The sequence below is a fragment of the Butyrivibrio sp. NC2002 genome, from assembly GCF_000702265.1.
Lineage (GTDB): Bacteria > Bacillota > Clostridia > Lachnospirales > Lachnospiraceae > Butyrivibrio.
The window spans coordinates 1-18251 of record NZ_KL370881.1 but is presented as its reverse complement, the minus strand read 5'-3'; the positions used below and the strand labels follow the sequence as shown (position 1 = coordinate 18251).

The 18251-nt window shown below is 40.4% G+C and carries 25 protein-coding genes, 5 tRNA genes, 1 rRNA gene and 1 pseudogene; 2 read left to right on the top strand and 30 right to left on the bottom strand.

Annotation, left to right across the window (positions count from 1 at the left end; genetic code table 11):
• Nucleotides 1-9 precede the first annotated feature (9 nt).
• The 7 genes from rplV to rpsJ all read right to left on the bottom strand — a co-directional run bounded on the left by rplV (nucleotide 10) and on the right by rpsJ (nucleotide 3851).
• Nucleotides 10-396, bottom strand: coding sequence for a 50S ribosomal protein L22 (gene rplV, locus T543_RS10965; protein WP_035768514.1), 387 nt, complete (start codon nucleotides 394-396; stop codon nucleotides 10-12).
• A gap of 41 nt (nucleotides 397-437) precedes the next feature.
• The gene (rpsS, locus tag T543_RS10960; protein ID WP_035768513.1) at nucleotides 438-725 is read right to left on the bottom strand and encodes a 30S ribosomal protein S19; all 288 of its coding nucleotides are present in this window, start codon (nucleotides 723-725) and stop codon (nucleotides 438-440) included.
• 111 nt (nucleotides 726-836) lie between these two features.
• Nucleotides 837-1679 (bottom strand): 50S ribosomal protein L2, encoded by an 843-nt coding sequence (gene rplB, locus T543_RS10955; RefSeq protein ID WP_035768505.1) that lies wholly within the window; start codon nucleotides 1677-1679, stop codon nucleotides 837-839.
• An 85-nt stretch (nucleotides 1680-1764) separates the two neighbouring features.
• Nucleotides 1765-2064: a 50S ribosomal protein L23 gene (rplW, locus tag T543_RS10950; RefSeq protein WP_035768504.1), complete on the bottom strand. Its 300-nt coding sequence runs from the start codon at nucleotides 2062-2064 to the stop codon at nucleotides 1765-1767.
• Nucleotides 2064-2687, bottom strand: a complete 624-nt coding sequence (gene rplD, locus T543_RS10945; protein ID WP_035768501.1) for a 50S ribosomal protein L4 — start codon at nucleotides 2685-2687, stop codon at nucleotides 2064-2066. Before rplD ends, rplW begins: the two co-directional genes overlap by 1 nt.
• A 25-nt stretch (nucleotides 2688-2712) precedes the next feature.
• Entirely contained in the window at nucleotides 2713-3396 is a 684-nt protein-coding gene (gene rplC, locus T543_RS10940) for a 50S ribosomal protein L3 (RefSeq protein WP_035768499.1), read from the bottom strand.
• 143 nt (nucleotides 3397-3539) lie between these two features.
• Nucleotides 3540-3851 carry a 30S ribosomal protein S10 gene (gene rpsJ, locus T543_RS10935; protein WP_022761340.1) on the bottom strand — a complete coding sequence of 104 codons (312 nt, stop codon included), beginning with the start codon at nucleotides 3849-3851 and terminating at the stop codon, nucleotides 3540-3542.
• 516 nt (nucleotides 3852-4367) lie between these two features.
• Here rpsJ and T543_RS10930 point away from each other — a divergent pair.
• Nucleotides 4368-5234: a class I SAM-dependent methyltransferase gene (locus tag T543_RS10930; RefSeq protein ID WP_035768497.1), complete on the top strand. Its 867-nt coding sequence runs from the start codon at nucleotides 4368-4370 to the stop codon at nucleotides 5232-5234.
• 128 nt (nucleotides 5235-5362) lie between these two features.
• Here the strand turns inward: T543_RS10930 and T543_RS10925 are convergent, their stop codons facing one another.
• Nucleotides 5363-6208, bottom strand: a complete 846-nt coding sequence (locus tag T543_RS10925) for a GTP pyrophosphokinase (RefSeq protein WP_081830049.1) — start codon at nucleotides 6206-6208, stop codon at nucleotides 5363-5365.
• Between the two features lie 139 nt (nucleotides 6209-6347).
• On the bottom strand, nucleotides 6348-7571 hold the full coding sequence (locus tag T543_RS10920; RefSeq protein WP_035768495.1) for a bacterial transcriptional activator domain-containing protein: 1224 nt from the start codon (nucleotides 7569-7571) through the stop codon (nucleotides 6348-6350).
• A 388-nt stretch (nucleotides 7572-7959) separates the two neighbouring features.
• Between T543_RS10920 and T543_RS10915 the strand changes: the two genes are divergently transcribed.
• Complete coding sequence (locus T543_RS10915; RefSeq protein ID WP_051638793.1) at nucleotides 7960-8415, top strand: DUF2798 domain-containing protein; 456 nt, start codon at nucleotides 7960-7962, stop codon at nucleotides 8413-8415.
• Nucleotides 8416-8767: 352 nt separating this feature from the next.
• Here the strand turns inward: T543_RS10915 and T543_RS10910 are convergent, their stop codons facing one another.
• The 21 genes and pseudogenes from T543_RS10910 to T543_RS10825 all read right to left on the bottom strand — a co-directional run.
• Entirely contained in the window at nucleotides 8768-9163 is a 396-nt protein-coding gene (locus T543_RS10910) for a cytidine deaminase family protein (RefSeq protein ID WP_035768491.1), read from the bottom strand.
• A gap of 215 nt (nucleotides 9164-9378) precedes the next feature.
• Nucleotides 9379-9489 (bottom strand): annotated as a pseudogene (locus T543_RS16580) (adenylate kinase); the annotation flags it as partial.
• On the bottom strand, nucleotides 9467-10360 hold the full coding sequence (locus T543_RS10905) for a metallophosphoesterase family protein (protein WP_051638726.1): 894 nt from the start codon (nucleotides 10358-10360) through the stop codon (nucleotides 9467-9469). The pseudogene T543_RS16580 and the gene T543_RS10905, both read right to left, overlap by 23 nt.
• Before the next feature lie 11 nt (nucleotides 10361-10371).
• The gene (locus tag T543_RS15900) at nucleotides 10372-10518 is read right to left on the bottom strand and encodes a hypothetical protein (protein WP_155843254.1); all 147 of its coding nucleotides are present in this window, start codon (nucleotides 10516-10518) and stop codon (nucleotides 10372-10374) included.
• Complete coding sequence (locus T543_RS10900; protein ID WP_035768489.1) at nucleotides 10493-11065, bottom strand: GNAT family N-acetyltransferase; 573 nt, start codon at nucleotides 11063-11065, stop codon at nucleotides 10493-10495. The genes T543_RS15900 and T543_RS10900 overlap by 26 nt, the downstream gene beginning before the upstream one ends.
• Nucleotides 11065-12030 (bottom strand): GNAT family N-acetyltransferase, encoded by a 966-nt coding sequence (locus tag T543_RS16290; protein WP_242839507.1) that lies wholly within the window; start codon nucleotides 12028-12030, stop codon nucleotides 11065-11067. The genes T543_RS10900 and T543_RS16290 overlap by 1 nt, the downstream gene beginning before the upstream one ends.
• Nucleotides 12031-12121: 91 nt before the next feature.
• Nucleotides 12122-12934, bottom strand: a complete 813-nt coding sequence (locus T543_RS10890; RefSeq protein ID WP_035768487.1) for a class I SAM-dependent methyltransferase — start codon at nucleotides 12932-12934, stop codon at nucleotides 12122-12124.
• A gap of 59 nt (nucleotides 12935-12993) precedes the next feature.
• Nucleotides 12994-13473: a DNA-deoxyinosine glycosylase gene (locus tag T543_RS10885; protein WP_155843252.1), complete on the bottom strand. Its 480-nt coding sequence runs from the start codon at nucleotides 13471-13473 to the stop codon at nucleotides 12994-12996.
• 268 nt (nucleotides 13474-13741) lie between these two features.
• Nucleotides 13742-14143, bottom strand: coding sequence for a DUF6483 family protein (locus T543_RS10880; protein WP_035768482.1), 402 nt, complete (start codon nucleotides 14141-14143; stop codon nucleotides 13742-13744).
• A 131-nt stretch (nucleotides 14144-14274) separates the two neighbouring features.
• On the bottom strand, nucleotides 14275-14760 hold the full coding sequence (locus T543_RS10875) for an NUDIX hydrolase (protein WP_081830046.1): 486 nt from the start codon (nucleotides 14758-14760) through the stop codon (nucleotides 14275-14277).
• Between the two features lie 31 nt (nucleotides 14761-14791).
• Entirely contained in the window at nucleotides 14792-15316 is a 525-nt protein-coding gene (locus T543_RS10870) for a GNAT family N-acetyltransferase (protein ID WP_035768477.1), read from the bottom strand.
• Nucleotides 15317-15341: 25 nt separating this feature from the next.
• The gene (locus tag T543_RS10865; RefSeq protein WP_051638725.1) at nucleotides 15342-15974 is read right to left on the bottom strand and encodes an HAD family hydrolase; all 633 of its coding nucleotides are present in this window, start codon (nucleotides 15972-15974) and stop codon (nucleotides 15342-15344) included.
• 155 nt (nucleotides 15975-16129) lie between these two features.
• Entirely contained in the window at nucleotides 16130-16363 is a 234-nt protein-coding gene (locus T543_RS10860; protein ID WP_035768475.1) for a hypothetical protein, read from the bottom strand.
• Entirely contained in the window at nucleotides 16360-16509 is a 150-nt protein-coding gene (locus T543_RS15895; protein WP_155843250.1) for a hypothetical protein, read from the bottom strand. Before T543_RS15895 ends, T543_RS10860 begins: the two co-directional genes overlap by 4 nt.
• Before the next feature lie 67 nt (nucleotides 16510-16576).
• Nucleotides 16577-17005: a hypothetical protein gene (locus T543_RS10855; protein ID WP_035768473.1), complete on the bottom strand. Its 429-nt coding sequence runs from the start codon at nucleotides 17003-17005 to the stop codon at nucleotides 16577-16579.
• Nucleotides 17006-17386: 381 nt separating this feature from the next.
• A tRNA-Leu gene (locus T543_RS10850) sits at nucleotides 17387-17472 on the bottom strand.
• A gap of 39 nt (nucleotides 17473-17511) precedes the next feature.
• A tRNA-Ile gene (locus T543_RS10845) sits at nucleotides 17512-17585 on the bottom strand.
• A 6-nt stretch (nucleotides 17586-17591) separates the two neighbouring features.
• Nucleotides 17592-17663 (bottom strand) — tRNA-Glu (locus tag T543_RS10840).
• A gap of 51 nt (nucleotides 17664-17714) precedes the next feature.
• A tRNA-Asn gene (locus T543_RS10835) sits at nucleotides 17715-17787 on the bottom strand.
• Between the two features lie 24 nt (nucleotides 17788-17811).
• Nucleotides 17812-17884 (bottom strand) — tRNA-Val (locus tag T543_RS10830).
• 73 nt (nucleotides 17885-17957) lie between these two features.
• A 23S ribosomal RNA gene (locus T543_RS10825) occupies nucleotides 17958-18251 on the bottom strand; the annotation flags it as partial.

The following is an 18251-nucleotide window of genomic DNA, read 5'->3' as shown; positions in this document are numbered from 1 at the left end:
TCTCCTTTCTTATCTCTCATCCAGAATTACAGTCAAATGGCTTAATCTCTTCTGAATTCTGTAAGCTCTACCCTGAGCTCTAGGCTGAATTCTCTTCATAATCGGGCCATTGCTTGCATTGCATTCTGCAATATAAAGGTTTGCTCTGTTCATGCCATTGTTGTTCTCAGCATTAGCAATTGCAGAATTAAGTAACTTGTAAATAACGCTGGAAGCATATCTCGGATTGTACTCCAAAATAGCAAGTGCTGTCTCAACGTCCTTACCCCTGATGGCATCCATTACGAAACATGCCTTCTGAACGGGGATTCTTGCGTAAGATAATTTTGCTGAAGGTCTGTTATCCTTCTTGGCATTTCTCTCTCTCTTAACTTGAGATCTATGTGCTGTAGCCATAGATTATCCTCCTTTCAATGTTGAACGGGATCACGCTATACTTAGCGAACTCCACCCTTCTTTTCAGGTGAATTACCTGCATGACCTCTGTAGGTTCTTGTAGGAACAAACTCACCAAGCTTGTGACCAACCATATCTTCCGTTACATATACCGGAATATGCTTTCTTCCGTCATGAACAGCGATTGTGTGTCCAACGAAGGAAGGGAATATCGTGGAACGACGAGACCATGTCTTGATGATCTGCTTCTGATTCTCAGCATTCATTGCATCGATCTTCTTCAGAAGGCTTGCATCTGCGAAAGGTCCCTTTTTAAGTGATCTAGACATTGTCATTCTCCTCTCGTATAACTCTTCTATACGTTTTCTAACTCAGGATGTCCACACAAGACTGTGTTATATGTCTTATGTGAATTTACATCCCCTTATTTTCAACACGGCTTATTTTATAGCCTTACCATCTCTTCTTCTGATGATCATCTTGTTAGAAGCCTTTTTCTTCTTACGTGTCTTATAACCAAGAGCAGGCTTACCCCAAGGTGTGCACGGGCCGGGACGACCGATAGGTGCTCTACCTTCACCACCACCATGCGGGTGATCATTCGGGTTCATAACAGAACCGCGAACTGTGGGACGAATACCCATGTGACGCTTACGTCCTGCTTTACCGATGTTGATAAGGTTGTGATCAATGTTACCTACAGTACCAACTGTTGCACGGCACTCGATGGGAACAAGTCTCATCTCGCCTGAAGGAAGACGAAGTGTTGCATACTTTCCTTCTTTAGCCATAAGCTGTGCAGAATTACCAGCTGAACGAACAAGCTGACCACCTCTTCCGGGATACAACTCAATGTTGTGTACGCTTTCACCGACAGGTATGTTTGCAAGAGGGAGGCAGTTACCGATACGAACTTCAGCATCGGGACCATTCATGATAGTCATACCATCCTTTAATCCCTGAGGAGCAAGGATGTAAGCCTTTGTACCATCTTCATACTCAATAAGTGCAATATTAGCTGTTCTGTTAGGATCATACTCGATACCGATAACCTTTGCTGTGCACTCATCTTTATAACGCTTAAAATCGATGATTCTGTACTTTCTTCTTCCACCGCCACCGCGATGTCTTACTGTGATTTTACCCTGGTTGTTACGTCCAGCGATTGAATTCTTAGAAACGAGGAGGCTCTTCTCAGGAGTCTTCTTTGTGATTTCTGAGAAATCAGAACCTGTCATGTTTCTTCTGGACGGTGTATATGGGCCATATTTCTTAATTCCCATGATTATCTCCTTTGTGTTTATCACGCACGGCTGTTGCCTGGATCCGGACTTAATTTTGATCCTGTGCGTATAGTTTACGGTTTAATTAAAGTCCCTGAAAAATCTCTATATCCTTACTATCTTCAGTAAGCTGAACAATTGCCTTCTTAACCTTGGCTGTTCTTCCGTAGGTCATACCTCTTCTCTTAAGCTTACCATCAGCATTGAGTGTGTTTACCTTAGCAACCTTAGCGCCATCAAACATCTTCTCAACAGCTTCTTTTATCATTGTCTTGTTAGCCTCAGGATGAACGAAGAAAGTGTATTTCTTTTCGCTCATGGCATTCATGCTCTTCTCTGTAAGTACAGGCTCAAGAATTACGTCATAATACTGTATTGCTGCCATTATGCATACACCTCCTCGATCTTTGCTACAGCGTCCTTAGTAAGAACAACTGTGTGTGCGTTTACAATGTCATAAACATTGATGGTATTTGTAAGAGCTGTCTTAACCTCAGGAAGGTTTTTAGCTGACTTCATAACCTTTTCATCATTCTCAGCTACAACAACAAGTGCCTTACGTGTAGCCTTGAGGTTGTTCATAACCTCTGCAATTTTCTTTGTCTTGAACTCATCGCATTTAAGCTCATCAAGAACAACAAGCTTACCAGACTGAACCTTATCTGTAAGTGCAGATTTAAGAGCGATTCTCTTCTCTTTCTGGTTCATCTTGAATGAGTAATCTCTCGGAACGGGTGCGAATACAACTCCGCCTCCTGTCCACTGAGGAGCTCTTGTGGATCCCTGTCTTGCGTGACCGGTTCCCTTCTGTCTCCAAGGCTTACGACCGCCTCCGCGAACTTCGGAACGTGTCTTAGCTTTCTGAGTACCCTGACGCAGGTTAGCGAGCTGCTGAACTACTGCAAGGTGTACTAAGTGTTCGTTTACTTCAACTCCGAAAATGGCATCGCTAAGCTCGATATTGCCAACTTCTTTGCCTTCCATATTATAAACAGATACGTTAGCCATCTGTATATCCTCCTTTCGAAAAGTATTATGCCTCTACCTTTGTGGTTTCCTTGATTGTTACAAGTCCCTTCTTAGGTCCGGGTATAGCGCCTTTAACAAGAATAAGATTCTTGTCTGCGTCAACACGTACAATTTCAAGATTCTGTACAGTAACTTTTACGCTTCCCATGTGACCAGGCATTCCTTTTCCCTTGAATACACGGCTAGGATCAGAACTGGAACCATTTGAACCCTGGTGACGGTGGAATTTAGAACCGTGAGCCATAGGTCCTCTGTGCTGACCATTCTTCTTGATAGCGCCCTGGAATCCCTTACCTTTAGAGATTGCAGTTGCATCAATCTTATCGCCCTGTGCAAAGATGTCTGCCTTGATCTCGCTGCCAAGTTCATACTCAGCTGCATTCTCAAACTTGAACTCACGAACAAATCTCTTGCATGTTACTCCTGCCTTCTTGAAATGTCCCTGCTGAGCCTTGTTTACACCATGTGCATGAACGATAGTCTTTTTGCCGTTCTTATCCTTGTTGATGATCTTTTCTTTCTTATCAACATATCCAACCTGAACTGCACTGTAACCATCATTTTCAACGGTTTTAATCTGTGTTACTACACAAGGACCTGCCTGTAATACTGTTACAGGGATCAGTGAACCGTCTTCGTTGAAGATCTGAGTCATTCCGACCTTCGTAGCTAAGATAGCCTTCTTCATTGTTTTTACCTCCTTATTACATCTACAGCGGATGCTTACTACTTTCGCAATGTCGCTTTAATTGCCTTATGCAACTCTCCAGTTTTCACGGCATCATGCGCCTCGCATCATACTAGTAGAGGTTTACATTAGTTACAGATGAATTATTTCATCTTGATATTGATGTTTACACCTGCGGGCATCTCTAATCTCTGAAGAGCCTCAACTGTCTTAGGTGTAGGTGTTATGATATCAATCAGTCTCTTATGAGTTCTCTGCTCGAACTGCTCTCTGGAATCCTTGTACTTGTGTACCGCACGAAGAATTGTAACTACTTCCTTCTTAGTGGGAAGCGGTACAGGTCCGCTAACCTGAGAACCGTTCTTCTTGACTGTCTCAATGATCTTCTTTGCAGAAGCATCAACGAGCTGATGATCATACGCTTTCAATGTAATTCTCATTACCTGATTTGCCATAAAAAAAGTCGCCTCCTTTTCGCACTTTAATTAGATAAGTACGACAAGCGGTGACTGTACACTCTCCCGTGTGTGTCGCGATGTATAAACCATCAATTTTCACACGTCGTTTCTGCTTGCTATGCTTTGCAGACAATTTGTTTGTACAGTGACTTGTCGTCAGATTCTTAGACCTTATGGTCTCTTGACATTCGCTCCACGGAAAACCCACCTCACTGGATAAAGTGGCAACCTCACGCTTCACAGCTATCATGTCACAGCATTGATTACTATACATTATCTTTTTCTTTGATGCAAGCATTATTTTAAAATTAATTACTTTTTACGAAAAATAAGCAATATTCAGCTTTTTTACTTGATGTATTTTAATCTATTTTCCTTTTCAGTTCGCTTTTGCAGTATTTTAGGCTACAATCTATATTTGTTTCTTCTATAATATAGGTAATGATTGTCTTCTTGTGAGTTTTTTCTTTTTTCCCGCAAGAAGTCGTACTTTCATAAATATAAGGAGTTTTTATGTGGATTGCAAATAATTGGTCCGATTACGAAGTTATAGATACTTCAAAGGGAGAAAAGCTTGAGCGATGGGGCGACTATATGCTCGTCAGACCCGACCCTCAGGTTATATGGAATACTGAGAAAAAGCATATGGGCTGGAAAAAGTTCAATGCAAGATATTTGAGAAGCTCAAAGGGTGGCGGAGAATGGGATTTCAGATCACTGCCTGAAGAATGGAGTATTAATTATGGAGAATTAACGTTCAATTTAAAGCCATTTAGCTTCAAGCATACCGGTCTTTTTCCGGAACAGGCAGCAAACTGGGATTGGTTTTCTAAGCTTATAAAGGAAGCAGACCGCCCGATAAAGGTTCTAAACCTTTTTGCTTATACGGGTGGCGCTACGGTTTCTGCTGCTAAAGCAGGTGCTGCTGTTACTCATGTGGATGCTGCAAAAGGCATGGTTCAATGGGCAAAAGAAAATGCTGCTTCATCAGGACTTGCAGATGCTCCAATAAGATATCTTGTGGATGACTGCGGTAAATTTGTTGACCGAGAAATCCGAAGAGGTAATCACTACGATGCTATCATAATGGATCCTCCTTCATACGGAAGAGGTCCTAAGGGAGAAATATGGAAACTTGAGGATTGCGTATATGATCTTATATTAAGGTCAGTAAAGCTTTTATCTGACAAGCCACTTTTCTTTTTGATCAATTCATATACGACAGGCCTGCAGCCGGCAGTTCTTTCCTATATGATACATACCGCAATCGATCCTTTGCATAAAGGAATCGTAGAAGCTGACGAGGTCGGTCTTCCTGTAAAATCCAATGGTCTTACCCTTCCTTGCGGAGCAAGCGGAAGATGGACAGCTTCAAACTGAATCTGATAGACATTTAGAGAAAATATTATGATATTACCCATATACTTCCTTACTATAAAATAATGAAGTAATTGTAAGGATAGCAAAGCCGCCTGGTACAAATTTGTACCGGGCGGCTTGATTTTTTATTATTTTTTCTTCTTTTCCGCGGCTTTTTGTTCCGCGATTATCTCTCTTCTGATAATCTCCATGGTCTCACTTGAAGCTTTTTCCTCTTCTTCAGTCGGTCTTAAGCTATACGGAGAACCATCGCCAGCATCTATTCTCTCACGAATCTGCTGCATTCTTCTGTCAAGCTGATTTATAAGATCAGCACTGAATTTCAGATCTTCAGAAATGAGCTCAGCATTCTCAATGTCCTTTTTATATTTCATCTTATGTTCAAGGCTTGCCCAGAAATCCATGGCTATTGTCCTGAACTGTACCTCTACCTTCATCATTTCCTTTTCATCAGTCAGAAAAATAGGAACCTCTATGATCAGGTGAAGACTTCTGTATCCGCTATCCTTAGGAATCGAAATATAATCTTTTTCAACAAGAACATTTACATCATCCTGTTTTTTTAAGCAGTCAGCCAGCATATAGATATCATCGACAAACGAACATATAGCACGCACTCCTGCTATATCCGATATGTGTTCTTCTATATTTTCAAGAGAAAAGGGGATTCCTTTTCTCTTAAGCTTTTCATATATGCTAACCGGTGTCTTAACACGGCTCTTTATACTTTCAAAAGGATTTCTGTTATTTTTTAATGAAAGTTCCTTATTTAATACTTCAAGCTTGGTTCTTACTTCTGTAAGTGCACAGTCATATTTCATCATCATTATCTGAAACTGCTGTACCTGGCCTCTCATTACAAGAAGTTGTTCTATTTCTTTTTGCGAAATATTACTTATGTTTAAAAGTGATTTCTGCTCTTCAGTCATGTAAGACCTGTCGAGCATAGTTAGATCCAAATTACCTATTGCCATGGGCATCCCTCCAATTGCCTATATGCCCCCTCTTTAAGTTCTGATGACCATTATCCCCCGACTGTCATCTTCAAAGTATATTATACCACGTTAGCTACTCTTTATATTAATAATGTATAAAGCTTTTATAATCTGTAGATTATTGTTTTTCCTCAGCATTCTCATTCATATCATCATAAGTTATGATCTTATAATTAAGACTTGCTCTGGGACCTGCAACCTCTTTTAACCTGTCCTGAAGTCTCCTGTGAACCAGTGTGCATTCTTCAACCCCGGTTCCAGTCAAAAGAATCAGATACTGAGTCTTTGAATACCTGCAAAAAGCATCACTATGTCTAAGAGTTTCGTTGATGGCCTCGCGAAGCGCTGCCATTCTTTTTTCAGCCTTTTCCTCCTGCTTAATCTCTTTGCCTTCATAATCAGCAATTGTGATCAGCATAAGAAAAACAGTCAGACCATGTCTTGACATATTTCTGTTCAATATATGATACGAAGCACTCATTTCAGGGAACAGACACTCATAAGGTTTTCCGTATTCATCCATGAGCAGTTCGTCGCCAAGTCCGGAAATATCATGATCAGCACCCTCGCCGTTATTACCCTTTGAGAAAACCGAATCCTGCAATTCCTGATAGCACTTCTGCATCTTTTCAGTAGGAGAAATTCCGAGTTCTTCAGCATAGTATCTTATCATCTCCTCGTAGAGTACATAAGCCTTGTTGTACTCGCCAAGAAGTCTGTATGCATCGATCTCTCCGACCTGCCACTCACAATCTCTATCAATCTCGCAAGCTTTGTGGTATGCATCGGCCATCTTTTTGTACTCTTTTTTTTCAAGATATACATCCGAAAGATAATCCAGGCATTCATTAAACAAGACGCGGTAATCCTCAGCTCTCCTGGAAACCCAGTACAGGTCGTCGAGCTCGGGCAAAAAGTCTCCTTTATATAAGTTGAAAGCCTTTTCATAAAGCTCTGTCTTCTTATCCTTATCTTCCTGTTTTCTTGCTTTGGCAATGTAATCCTCAAAAAGGACAACATCTGTAACAACATCAACATCGGGATCCGTATTATACTTTCCGTCCACAATGGCAATTATCTTGCCTTCAGGAAGTCCAGCTTTTTCCGCAACCTTTTTAAACTGATAAATAAGGTTGTTCATACTGTTATTCAAATTGCTCTTAGAATTAAGATCATCCGAATAAATGTCTTCCTGAAGTGCTTCCTTTGAAAGTCCCTTTTTTCCTGCAACGCATACCCTTGATATAAGCTGTATATACTTAGACCCCTTATTTCTTCCTAAAGTAACCGGTTTATCGTCACATTCAATACCAAAACCACCAAATGTTTTTACACTAATCATCGTTTTTTTCATGTCTCCCATAGACGTATTATTTTCTCACATGCTCCCAATAAAAATAATACTCATACCCCTTTAAAACTCGTCAATTGTAGTGTCTATAAGTTCATATACTTATAATAAAACAAAGTAATTATAGCATAAATTCTGTTAATATGAGAATGCATTAGAATATTCTATTTATTTTAAAAAAGGTATTACATGCATTATCTTTTTCTGATATAATCTCTCCTTGTCGAAAAATCAAAGAAGATTCATAGCAGGTATCATTGGAAACGCACACCTTCAGGTGATAACGAACAACACGCTTAAGTCTTCCCCCGTTTCATGAAAGGAGAACCTTAACGTGTTACCACAGAATAAGTTTCAGGATTTTATTTTCACAGTTTTCATGGCATTTGTCATGGTTTATGCAATGATTTGCTACAATATTTCTTTAAATGTAGGCGGAATGCATAATTATGTTTTCCTCGCCGCATTCAAGGAAATACTTATCATGTGGCCGATTGCCATTGTCTTAGAATTACTGTTTGTTGGAAAGCTTGCAAAAATGCTCGCCTTTAGATTCGTAACTCCGGGAAAAGACCCTGTAATAATGATAATCCTAGGCATCTCTGCTATGTCTGTATGTCTTATGTGCCCATTGATGAGTCTTGCTGCAACTCTTTTATTTAAAAATGCCGGATCCGAATTTATCGCCGTATGGTTCCAGACCACGGCTATGAATTTCCCTATGGCATTGTGCTGGCAGATCTTTTTTGCAGGACCTTTTGTGAGAAATGTGTTTGGAGCATGTGTCAGAGTCCTTGCAAAGAAAGAAGCTGAAAGCATAAATGAAGCTGACTAAATATCGCATTTATAGTGCGCATCCTCACAGAGCGACTTCTATTTCATAGGAAAGCAATTTCCTCATATAAAATAAAAAGCTGTCACCCTGAACATTGAACAGCCCCTGTCAAGTAGATAGGGAAAATAACAAAATATCATCAAAAAATGGTGGTCATGGTAATATGATCACCGTTTTTTATTTCTGATGCTGTTAAGTTTTTTCTGCTACTTTATCAAAATATGCCATAATACAGGATGAACAAAACCACATGAACTGTATAGTGCAAAGGGATTGTCAGGATTATCGATACGTCCTGAGACTGTAGCAAAATCAGCTTTCGCCGAAAGACGTTTTAGCAATTCGCATACAATTATTCTATCCACCATTCAGGTGTCAGCTCACCCAGTTTCATAACACGACCTTCTCTGTAATCGATCATGATATCAATATCTTTATATTTCCCGGGCATAAGCTGAGTCATCAATTCTCTACATGCGCCGCAAGGTGCTCCTTTTCCTTCATTCGGAGGAATGCATAGAACCCTGTCAATTTCATACTCGCCATTAGTTATCATATTAAAGATTGCATTTCTCTCAGCACATATCCCAAGTGTTGAACATGTATCGATACAAACACCGGTATATATCTTTCCGGTTTTGGATAGAACTGCTGCAGAAACTTCTCCTGCAGACACATAATCAGAAATAGTTGCCGGTTTAAGCACTGCCTTTGCAGCGTTATACATTTCTTCCCAAATTTTATCCATGATCAACCTCCCTTTTTAGCCTTCTTGCACTTTCATATTGCCTTAGCATCTTTTTCCTCAGCAGATCTAAGGGTAAGCTTCCTTCCATCCTTAAGTGTTATCATTTCTTCTGCGATTTTCATACTATTCCTCCCTTTTTATCCCTGAAAAATTTTCCCGATACATCAAGTATTCCAAAACCAGATCAGGTAGGCCACATAGCAAATACCTGCTGCAAAAGGCACATAGCATCCCTCCACTATGAGATTTTGCTTATTTTCTATAGCTGTCTTAATCATCTCTCGAACAATTGGCCAGAGGTACTCAGTTAGCACAGCATCTGATTTCCCCGCATTCACTTACGATTTCCTCAAACGCTGCCGCATAGCACTCCTCAGGAATCATGGGCCAGTTGCACTCGCCGTATTTCTCATAGCATAGATCCATGGCACGATTCAGCATAGCGCCGTGGGTGTAATCTCCGCACTTGCCTGTAACAAGCAGCTGCGTAAAACGGGTCCAGTAAGGCGCAGTTTCATATATTCCGGCTTTCTTCATTTCTGCGATAAGCATTTCTGTATCTGCTTCCAAAGAAATAAACTCAGGCTCCCATTTTCCGGCGCTATCATGAATGATCATAAAGCGATAACTATATGGCACATCGCAGGATGCTCCAACAGATCCGGGATTCCAGATATATGTGTCTTGAACCCTGGTCTCCATCCTGTAATGTGTATGTCCGCAGATGATGTATTCTGCGTTTGTTTCTGCTACAACCTCTTTGAGGCTCTGCTCGTTATTTGCAAATTTCTCGTTCACTTTCCTTGGTGAACCATGGCATATTACAACGTCCGGCATACCTTCTGTCTTCAATGTCATAGTGATTGGGAGGCTGTTAAAAAACTCAACATCCTCTTTAGTAAGGTGCTTATGCGCATACCTTAGCATTCCTATGGTACTGGGATATGCGTCCCATTCCGGGTAGTCTTCACCAAGCTCATCTATCTGATAGTTTTCCTTGTTTCCTCTTAAAAAATAGCAAGTCTTACTATCGCGCAGATCATAGAGCATTTTCATGGTCTCTTCTATTCCGGGAAACTCTCCGGTGTAATCACCTAAAAAACAATATGCATCTATGTCCTTATTCTCTAGAAAATTTAAACTCTCTCTGAGTGCAATATGATTTCCATGAATGTCTGATAAAACTGCAATATTCATATAACCTCCAATTATTCAAACCACTTAGTCTTTTCCATATACTCATCGTAAGAAACTCCGTTGTACGGATTGGTCAACCCGTTCTCATCAGTAGGAAGTGCTGTTGTATATTCCCATTGCGCTTTTGCATCCTCATTGTTTATTTTCCTTAATTCCATTCTTCTCCCATTCCTCCCTAAGTAATCTGTACTCCAAGCGCGTCTTCATCTTTCCGTCATGCCACTCGTAGTCAATATGCTCAGCTTCTTTAATAAGCCCGTTCTTTTGCATAACTCTCTCGGAGCCTATGTTTTCAGCAAGACATCCTGTTGTAATTCTGTACACATTATTCTCAGTAAAGGCATATTCCAATACTCTGCGCAGCGCCTCAGACACATATCCATTTCTCCAGAACTTCGGATATGTAAAGTAGCCCAAATGAACAATCTTGCCTACAGGAGTATCATCTATGACTGTATATCCTATACTGCCGACCTGCTCGTGAGTACCTTTAAGTTCCATATGTAAAAAGTAAAACTGCCTGTCAGCTTTCTCCATATCTGCCAGCACATCTGCAAATTCCGCCCTGGCGTCATCTATGGAATTGAGCCTGATATCCTGCATATAATACATGGTTTCATCATCGGTTTTGAGTCTGAAGTACGCATCAAAATCGCTTTTTTCATAGTCACGCAATATAAGTCTGTCTGTTTCTAGCTTGATCATCACATCACCTTAAATTCATACCACTCTTCATCAGTCTTCTTAAATCCCACCGCTTCAAACATGCGCTGGCTCTGCTTATTAAAGGAATAGATATTTGCTTTAACTGTATCCATGCCCTTTTCCTTTGCAAGCTTCAGCATATCTTCTATGCAGCGTCTGCCGATATGGTGGTTCTGATATTCCTTGCAAACTACAATTGCAACTTCAGCGTTATCCCTAAGTGAGACATCTCCGACGAAAGTTCCCTTGTAATCTATGTAGTAGCAATTCCCATGAGAACTGAGGAAATCATACATGCGATGCAAGAGCTCCAGATCATAGGGCTCATCCCTATTATCAACCTGGTTACAGACATCCGGATTCTGATACCAAGGAAGGGATACCTCATCATTCCTGTAGTAAGGAATTAGTTTAATCTCATCGTCTACAATTCGCTCGGCAGCTGCCTGCTGCAGTAATTCCTTAGCTCTTTTCAAAACCGGTACTTCCCTACTCGCAACAAGTCTTCCAAGGCTTGTGCATCTGCATCTATCATATTCAGCAAGCGCCTCTTCATACTTAAGCTTCAAAGTCGAAAGATGAAAATCCTCTATCTCGTCCTGCGTAAGATGCTTATCCCCAAAAGATTTCACTTTGCAAAGAAAATAGTTATTTACGTTATGCCTGTGAATCAGATTGTAGTAATCGCTGACTACCCCGATCTTATCCAGAACCTCCACATCAGCGCCGAGTTCTTCTTTTAGCTCTCGCCTGATAGCAGTATCTAAATCTTCCCCGGCTTCCACTCCTCCGCCGGCAGTTTCAATAAGTGTCGCCTTACCAAAATCATCATCTCTGTTTGCCCTGACAAAATAAAAATAGCCCTCATCATCAACTACAATTGCTCTTGCAATCATCCTGTCATGGTCAATTGTTGTAAGTGGCCATTCGTTGTCTTCTAAATCTAAATGCCATTCTTCAGTCATTACCTTCTTCTCCATAATCCGCGTTCACACAATCTTAAACCCTAATATATAGTTCCACCAAGAAAACCACTGGCTCCTATTATCAGGGCCTTCATACTCTTCCTCCAAAATTACGCAAGCCTTTTGCTATGAACATGCCATATTCCTTTGGCAGATCAATAGCTCCGTCCACCGCATGCTCTTTTAATATCTGAGCGATCTTATCCACAGGAATATCCATTATCGCCTTAAAAGATGCAAGGCTGCACAGATAATCAACAAGGTCCTCTATATCTGTCACATGAAGTGAATCCTCGTAAATCCTTCCTTCCACATCTGCAAAAGCTGTTTTCAGCATACCTGCGCCATTTTGCATAGTGAAGTTATGGTTTGGATTAAAGCTCTCGCCCCCAAGTTCAAACCACTTAGCAAGTATGTCTGTAAAGTTATTTTCCCCAAGAGTCGCAGTATAAAAAACTCCGTCGTCCTTCAAAACTCTGCGAACTTCGCTTATTCCTTTCATGATATCCGGCACATGGTACAGCATGGAATTTGCTATGACCACATCAAAAGAGCCATCTTCGAAGGGGAGGTCCTGTATATCGGCCTGTTTATACTCTAAGTTTTTTATCTCTCCAAGATTTCCTTTTGCTGTAGCAAGCATTCCTTCCGAAAAGTCGGTTAAAACAAACTTGCCAAACTTATCCACAAGTTCATCCCTTCCCATCCACAAACTTCCTGTGCCGCAGCCAAGTTCCAGAACCTTCATGCCTTCCCCTATTTCATAATTGGACACTATCCAATTTCCGTATCCCAGCTTATTTGTGGAATATTTATCGTGAAAAGATAACCTGGTATCTAATCCTTTTGATGTGGCATACTGCGCCTTTACTGCTTCTGAATCATTTGAACTTCCTATCTGCATTGTGTAATCCTCCTGTTGTTTCGTTTTTTCAAATGATAAAGGCTGCCCCAAGGGCAAGGTCAATACTTTTTTATAATCTTCCAAGCACTCAGAAGCTTTTCCATATTCCAGGCCGCATTTGCGGGACTTGTCGATGGAAGACAAATCGCAGGCCTTTTGATAGCAGGCCCTGTATACTTTTCATAATACTTAAGTGCCGTTTTACCATTGACGTATATTGTCTTGATATCCGCTGTGTTTAAGATAAGGCTTAAGTCGTTCGGCACTACATTAGTGATGCTGGAGTCCGACGATCCTACAATATCGCAAGAATGTATCACGTCCCATAATGCAATCTTGTTCCTTATCAAAAGAGCCTTCTTCTCCTCAATTGTCCTTGGCTCTTCCTCTTCAAAGACTCTGGAAACTACTTTCCAAAATCTATTCTGCTTGTGTCCGTAAAAGAAGCCTTCCTCTCTTGATTTTACAGAGGGAAAACTTCCCAGAATAAGTATTTTTGAACTCTTATCATATATTGGTTCAATTGGATGTATAACCATAATTAAGTCTCTCCTTCCCCCATCCAACATATATGCACACTCTTTTATAGTACAAGATGGCAACAAAAAAGAGAACCGCAAACTAATACGATTCTCTAATGTTTACTGCCGGCGACCGGGATCGAACTTTTGTGACATCCCTTCCCACACGAGGAAATCCGGCTTCTCTGTTTCTTGGCGGATTAATCATTGAATCGTACTCAATTTCTCCGTCAAATATAAATTTAGTTATACCACTTTTATTTGTTTTTCCTAATTACAAAGCATTTCAAGTAATAACAGTATCTTCTACAATATCGATAACATCAGCATAGCCTGCCTGTCGCATTAAGCGGCTTATTCCATCAAGCACTTCTTCCCTGGAGAAATCATGCTCTATAAGGAACTCTTCCCCCTTCTCAGATAAATATTGATAGAACATTGCCGCAGCAGCAATGCTATTCTTATCAGAATAATCAAGAGATTCCAAAAGGAGATTTTCAGCTTTATTTATCTCTCCGCAATCTATCATTTCAAGAAGCTCAGCAAGTTTTCTCCCGGAAACTTCATAGCCATTATCACGCTCCATCTCTACTGCAACATACTTTTTACCTAGCATCAATGAAAAAAGTACCCTTACCATTTCCTTAATGATGCGCATGATATAATCTTTTTCATCGTCAAATGTCATAATGCACCTCCGCTCTCATACGGCAATACATCATTTTCTGTGCCTGGATGAAATAGCCGCTAAAGCCCTAAGTACAACAAAAGATATAATAAAAATGCCGTTTTTTTTCGATTAGACAACTTTGTCTATTTTTAGGTCAGTTCCTCTATAAAGTTCAATTGACGCATTGTTGCCAAATTATCTCTAGACATGGCACGAAGCTCATCAGGATCTATCCATTTGAACGCTATTGTCTCACCTTCCTGTAAAACAATTCTATCTTTATCAACATCTGTGGTACAAAGATAATCTACATAATATGTCTTATGCCCATGATGTAACACACGGCCAATTTCTATCAGTTCATCTGATACTATTCCAGTTTCCTCTTGTAGTTCTCTCATTGCACAGGTTAATGGATCTTCACCCTGCAGCGCAGAACCACCAGCAGTTGCTTCCCACATTCCTCCAAGGTGCCTTCTCTTATCTCTCTGCATTATCAGATAGCTTCCATCTGTATGTCTTACTATGATTTCACTGCATAAATGGAAGTATCCTTCTGGTACCTGCTCTCCACGAATCAAAGTTACACCCTCTATCTTATTAAGCTTACTGTCGTATGCATCCCATTTTTCCATGATTCATTCCCTTAAACTAATATTTTAATAGTCATGTAAAATCTACAAAGTTTTCCGGTATCAGTTCATAATCCACTGAAGACTGAATTTCTCCAACCTGGTTTGTCCATGAATCTATATTTTCTCTAACCTTGCTAAAACCCAAAGTCTCGTAGACATGCTGAGCTCTTTTGTTATTTAAATTGGTATCAAGAATAATCTTCTTATATCCTCTTGCAAATAACTCGCCAATAAGCATGCTAAGTATCTTTTTGCCTAATCCCTTTTCCTGATATAAGCTGTCACAGATCTTGATGCCAATTTCAGCAATATTTTCGCCCATGTTGTAATAACTCATCTCTCCTATAGAACTACCTTTATAATCTATGATGAGCCTTCGCTTTGTCTCGTCCATGTCACTTGATATCTGATTCCGGATCTCATCTGCAGTAGTCCCAAGCCCGTTAGGAAAGCCTGCATGTGCCATAACCTTACCATCATTCCACCATATAGCAAGCTGCTCACAATCAGTTTTTTCTGCATTTCTTATAGTAATATCTTTATTTTTTATATTCATTATGTATTATTCCTATCCATTTTAATTATGCTAAAAATCCAAACAGCTCTATTACCGCGCTCAGATCATCCACCTCAAAATCTGCCTGTTTCTCTTCGCCAAGAGCATCCCAGTATTTCCACATCCCTTGCTTCACACGAACAGTCTTCATACCTATTTTCTTAGCAGGTATTATGTCATTATCAACCCTATCTCCAATCATGACAGCATTCTCAGGTTTACAATTAGCCCTTGATAAGGCAAGCTCAAATATTCTCCTATCAGGCTTCTCTAATCCTTCTTCTGCAGAAGCAATGACAATATCTATAAACTTTAAAACACCATGCTTTTCTAATCTGGCTGCTGTTCCCGGAAGCTGATTAGCAATGACTCCAATTTTATATTTCTTACTCAATCGCTCAAGGCACTCATATGACTCCGGAAACAATTCCTCATCTTCACTTCTCCAGCGAGGTCTTTCTATTCCGTATTCCTGAATCAGCACTTGTTCTCCCTTTTTCTTTTCCTTATAAAGCTGAGTAACCTTATTCTGTATCTCATCAAAAGGTTCATTAACAGCATTAGCAATTTCGTGTAGTCTATGTAAAAATGGCTTTTCCTCACTTACCAAAGTTGAGCCAACATCAAAAAAGATCCATTCTATGTTATCCAGCTTCATCGCAAATCCTCTATCATCTTAATTGCATCATCACCAGAAATGCAGCTTGCAAATCTTTCCTCTTCTTCATTTAGTCCTACCTTCCTCTATTATGTAGCCTTCATATGTAGGGGCAGTAATATGCTGCCCCTATATTGACTCTTCTCTTACACTTGTCATCTACAAATAGCATATCCAATATAGATAAGGTATATCAGCACCAATGAGCATCCTTCAATTCTGTTTAGCCTATTCGATGTTCTCGAATACATAAGCGCTAAAAGGCTTGTAAAGATCAAGACAACCAGGTCAACTACAGATGCTACATTGACTGATATTGGATGAACTGTACCTGAAACGCCACAGATTACCATAAGAATAATGAATATGTATGTTATAAAATTAATCATTTTCTGTCCCTCAAATCTTTCTTGTCATTGTTTTCCTTTATTTGGTCTTCATCATAATCCGGGGCATTATGCTCAGCTATAAGCACCCAAATAACAGCACCGACTATAAGGCCCGTGCATATAACAGCAATCGCATTTGCAACCATTTCTAAATCTCCTTTTCTCAAATAAAAATTGACAAATACTTTCTTTATTCAGTTGTTTGGGGATTGATTATTTTAGACCGTCCTTATCATGAATAAAGGTCATGATATTGTTCCTTGAACAAATGACATTTGCCCAGGGAAAGATTGAAGGTAGATTAGACTTAAAATAAACACCTATAGACAGAAAGAAGCATAGAATCAGTGTCAGAACGACAATGCGCTTGCTTGAAGAACTTCTTTCCAGCTTTTTAATTACTTCGCCAAGAATACTAATATCCTTTATTTCTGCTGCCGACAGTATATGAGCGATGTTATAGTTTACATAAGAGTTTGCATTCAATGGTCTGGATGTCTGAGACTCCTCAGCAGCTACTCCATAGCCAAACCTATCTGATAACTCCAAACTTTCATGAGCATCAAAAAAGATGCCACCTGCTACAATGGTAAGCAATATAAGAAGCAATATTGAATTTTTAGCAAATGCTCCCAGCTTCATCTAAAACTCTCTCACGTATTTCAAACTTCTTCTATAATAACAAAAAATAAGATTATTGAAACTATTTTTTGATTATAGCTCCTCAAATTTGAGGAGCCTAATCTTATAAGACAAGAATATCTTCGGTTATATAGTTGTGCCATATTCTCAATCATTTTAATAATGATTGACCTGGGCGAACCATTTCTTTGTAGTCCCTCTTGAATAGTTGGAATTCCGGTACTATGTCCCACGGTAAAATCAAGCTCTTTTAAAAATTCTCCAAGTCGCCTGTTCCTATACATTTTGCTCTTAAAGCGCTCACCCTTTTGAACCAAATGTATAAAAAAGAAGAAGGCTGCAAGCTCAGATAAAATCTAAGCTTACAGCCAATCACATTACTGCCGGCGACCGGGATCGAACCGGTACGGGTATCGCTACCCACGGGATTTTAAGTCCCGGGCGTCTGCCAGTTCCGCCACGCCGGCTATTATTAGCAAAAAGTCGCTCTTAAAGCGACTTTTTAGTGGAGCTTCGGGGACTCGAACCCAGGACCGACCGGTTATGAGCCGGTTGCTCTAACCAACTGAGCTAAAGCTCCAAGTAGTGACTCCGACGAGGCTCGAACTCGTGTTACCGCCGTGAAAGGGCGATGTCTTAACCACTTGACCACGGAGCCATAAGTTATTCAATTGATTGTGAAAACAAAATTACGTCCACTAACAATCAGCTCCCCAAGTAGGACTCGAACCTACGACACTTCGGTTAACAGCCGAATGCTCTACCGACTGAGCTATTGAGGAATATTAAACATATAAATGTTTAAATGGGGCCTACAGGGCTCGAACCTGTGACCCTCTGCTTGTAAGGCAGATGCTCTCCCAGCTGAGCTAAGACCCCATATATGGTAACAACGTACCTTCAAAACCGAACACTGAATACATCTCAGATCCTTCTTCGTTCTATGTCCTTCTTGGACAAGCCCTCGACCTATTAGTACACATCAGCTGAACACGTTACCGTGCGTACACCTTGTGCCTATCTACCTCATAGTCTCTAAGGGGTCTTACTGCCGAAGCAGGGATATCTCATCTTGAGGGGGGCTTCACGCTTAGATGCCTTCAGCGTTTATCCCTTCCGGACTTGGCTACCCAGCCTTATGCATCTGGCGATGCAGCTGATACACCAGCGGTCCGTCCATCCCGGTCCTCTCGTACTAAGGACAGCTCCTCTCAGATATCCTACGCCCGCGCCGGATAGGGACCGA

Bases quoted from the DNA above. Each gene is read 5' to 3' on its own strand.
- rplV (WP_035768514.1), bottom strand. From the start codon at position 396: ATGGCTACAGCACATAGATCTCAAGTTAAGAGAGAGAGAAATGCCAAG.
- rpsS (WP_035768513.1), bottom strand. From the start codon at position 725: ATGTCTAGATCACTTAAAAAGGGACCTTTCGCAGATGCAAGCCTTCTG.
- rplB (WP_035768505.1), bottom strand. From the start codon at position 1,679: ATGGGAATTAAGAAATATGGCCCATATACACCGTCCAGAAGAAACATG.
- rplW (WP_035768504.1), bottom strand. From the start codon at position 2,064: ATGGCAGCAATACAGTATTATGACGTAATTCTTGAGCCTGTACTTACA.
- rplD (WP_035768501.1), bottom strand. From the start codon at position 2,687: ATGGCTAACGTATCTGTTTATAATATGGAAGGCAAAGAAGTTGGCAAT.
- rplC (WP_035768499.1), bottom strand. From the start codon at position 3,396: ATGAAGAAGGCTATCTTAGCTACGAAGGTCGGAATGACTCAGATCTTC.
- rpsJ (WP_022761340.1), bottom strand. From the start codon at position 3,851: ATGGCAAATCAGGTAATGAGAATTACATTGAAAGCGTATGATCATCAG.
- T543_RS10930 (WP_035768497.1), top strand. From the start codon at position 4,368: ATGTGGATTGCAAATAATTGGTCCGATTACGAAGTTATAGATACTTCA.
- T543_RS10925 (WP_081830049.1), bottom strand. From the start codon at position 6,208: ATGGCAATAGGTAATTTGGATCTAACTATGCTCGACAGGTCTTACATG.
- T543_RS10920 (WP_035768495.1), bottom strand. From the start codon at position 7,571: ATGATTAGTGTAAAAACATTTGGTGGTTTTGGTATTGAATGTGACGAT.
- T543_RS10915 (WP_051638793.1), top strand. From the start codon at position 7,960: ATGGCATTTGTCATGGTTTATGCAATGATTTGCTACAATATTTCTTTA.
- T543_RS10910 (WP_035768491.1), bottom strand. From the start codon at position 9,163: ATGGATAAAATTTGGGAAGAAATGTATAACGCTGCAAAGGCAGTGCTT.
- T543_RS10905 (WP_051638726.1), bottom strand. From the start codon at position 10,360: ATGAATATTGCAGTTTTATCAGACATTCATGGAAATCATATTGCACTC.
- T543_RS15900 (WP_155843254.1), bottom strand. From the start codon at position 10,518: ATGGAATTAAGGAAAATAAACAATGAGGATGCAAAAGCGCAATGGGAA.
- T543_RS10900 (WP_035768489.1), bottom strand. From the start codon at position 11,065: ATGATCAAGCTAGAAACAGACAGACTTATATTGCGTGACTATGAAAAA.
- T543_RS16290 (WP_242839507.1), bottom strand. From the start codon at position 12,030: ATGACTGAAGAATGGCATTTAGATTTAGAAGACAACGAATGGCCACTT.
- T543_RS10890 (WP_035768487.1), bottom strand. From the start codon at position 12,934: ATGCAGATAGGAAGTTCAAATGATTCAGAAGCAGTAAAGGCGCAGTAT.
- T543_RS10885 (WP_155843252.1), bottom strand. From the start codon at position 13,473: ATGGTTATACATCCAATTGAACCAATATATGATAAGAGTTCAAAAATA.
- T543_RS10880 (WP_035768482.1), bottom strand. From the start codon at position 14,143: ATGACATTTGACGATGAAAAAGATTATATCATGCGCATCATTAAGGAA.
- T543_RS10875 (WP_081830046.1), bottom strand. From the start codon at position 14,760: ATGGAAAAATGGGATGCATACGACAGTAAGCTTAATAAGATAGAGGGT.
- T543_RS10870 (WP_035768477.1), bottom strand. From the start codon at position 15,316: ATGAATATAAAAAATAAAGATATTACTATAAGAAATGCAGAAAAAACT.
- T543_RS10865 (WP_051638725.1), bottom strand. From the start codon at position 15,974: ATGAAGCTGGATAACATAGAATGGATCTTTTTTGATGTTGGCTCAACT.
- T543_RS10860 (WP_035768475.1), bottom strand. From the start codon at position 16,363: ATGATTAATTTTATAACATACATATTCATTATTCTTATGGTAATCTGT.
- T543_RS15895 (WP_155843250.1), bottom strand. From the start codon at position 16,509: ATGGTTGCAAATGCGATTGCTGTTATATGCACGGGCCTTATAGTCGGT.
- T543_RS10855 (WP_035768473.1), bottom strand. From the start codon at position 17,005: ATGAAGCTGGGAGCATTTGCTAAAAATTCAATATTGCTTCTTATATTG.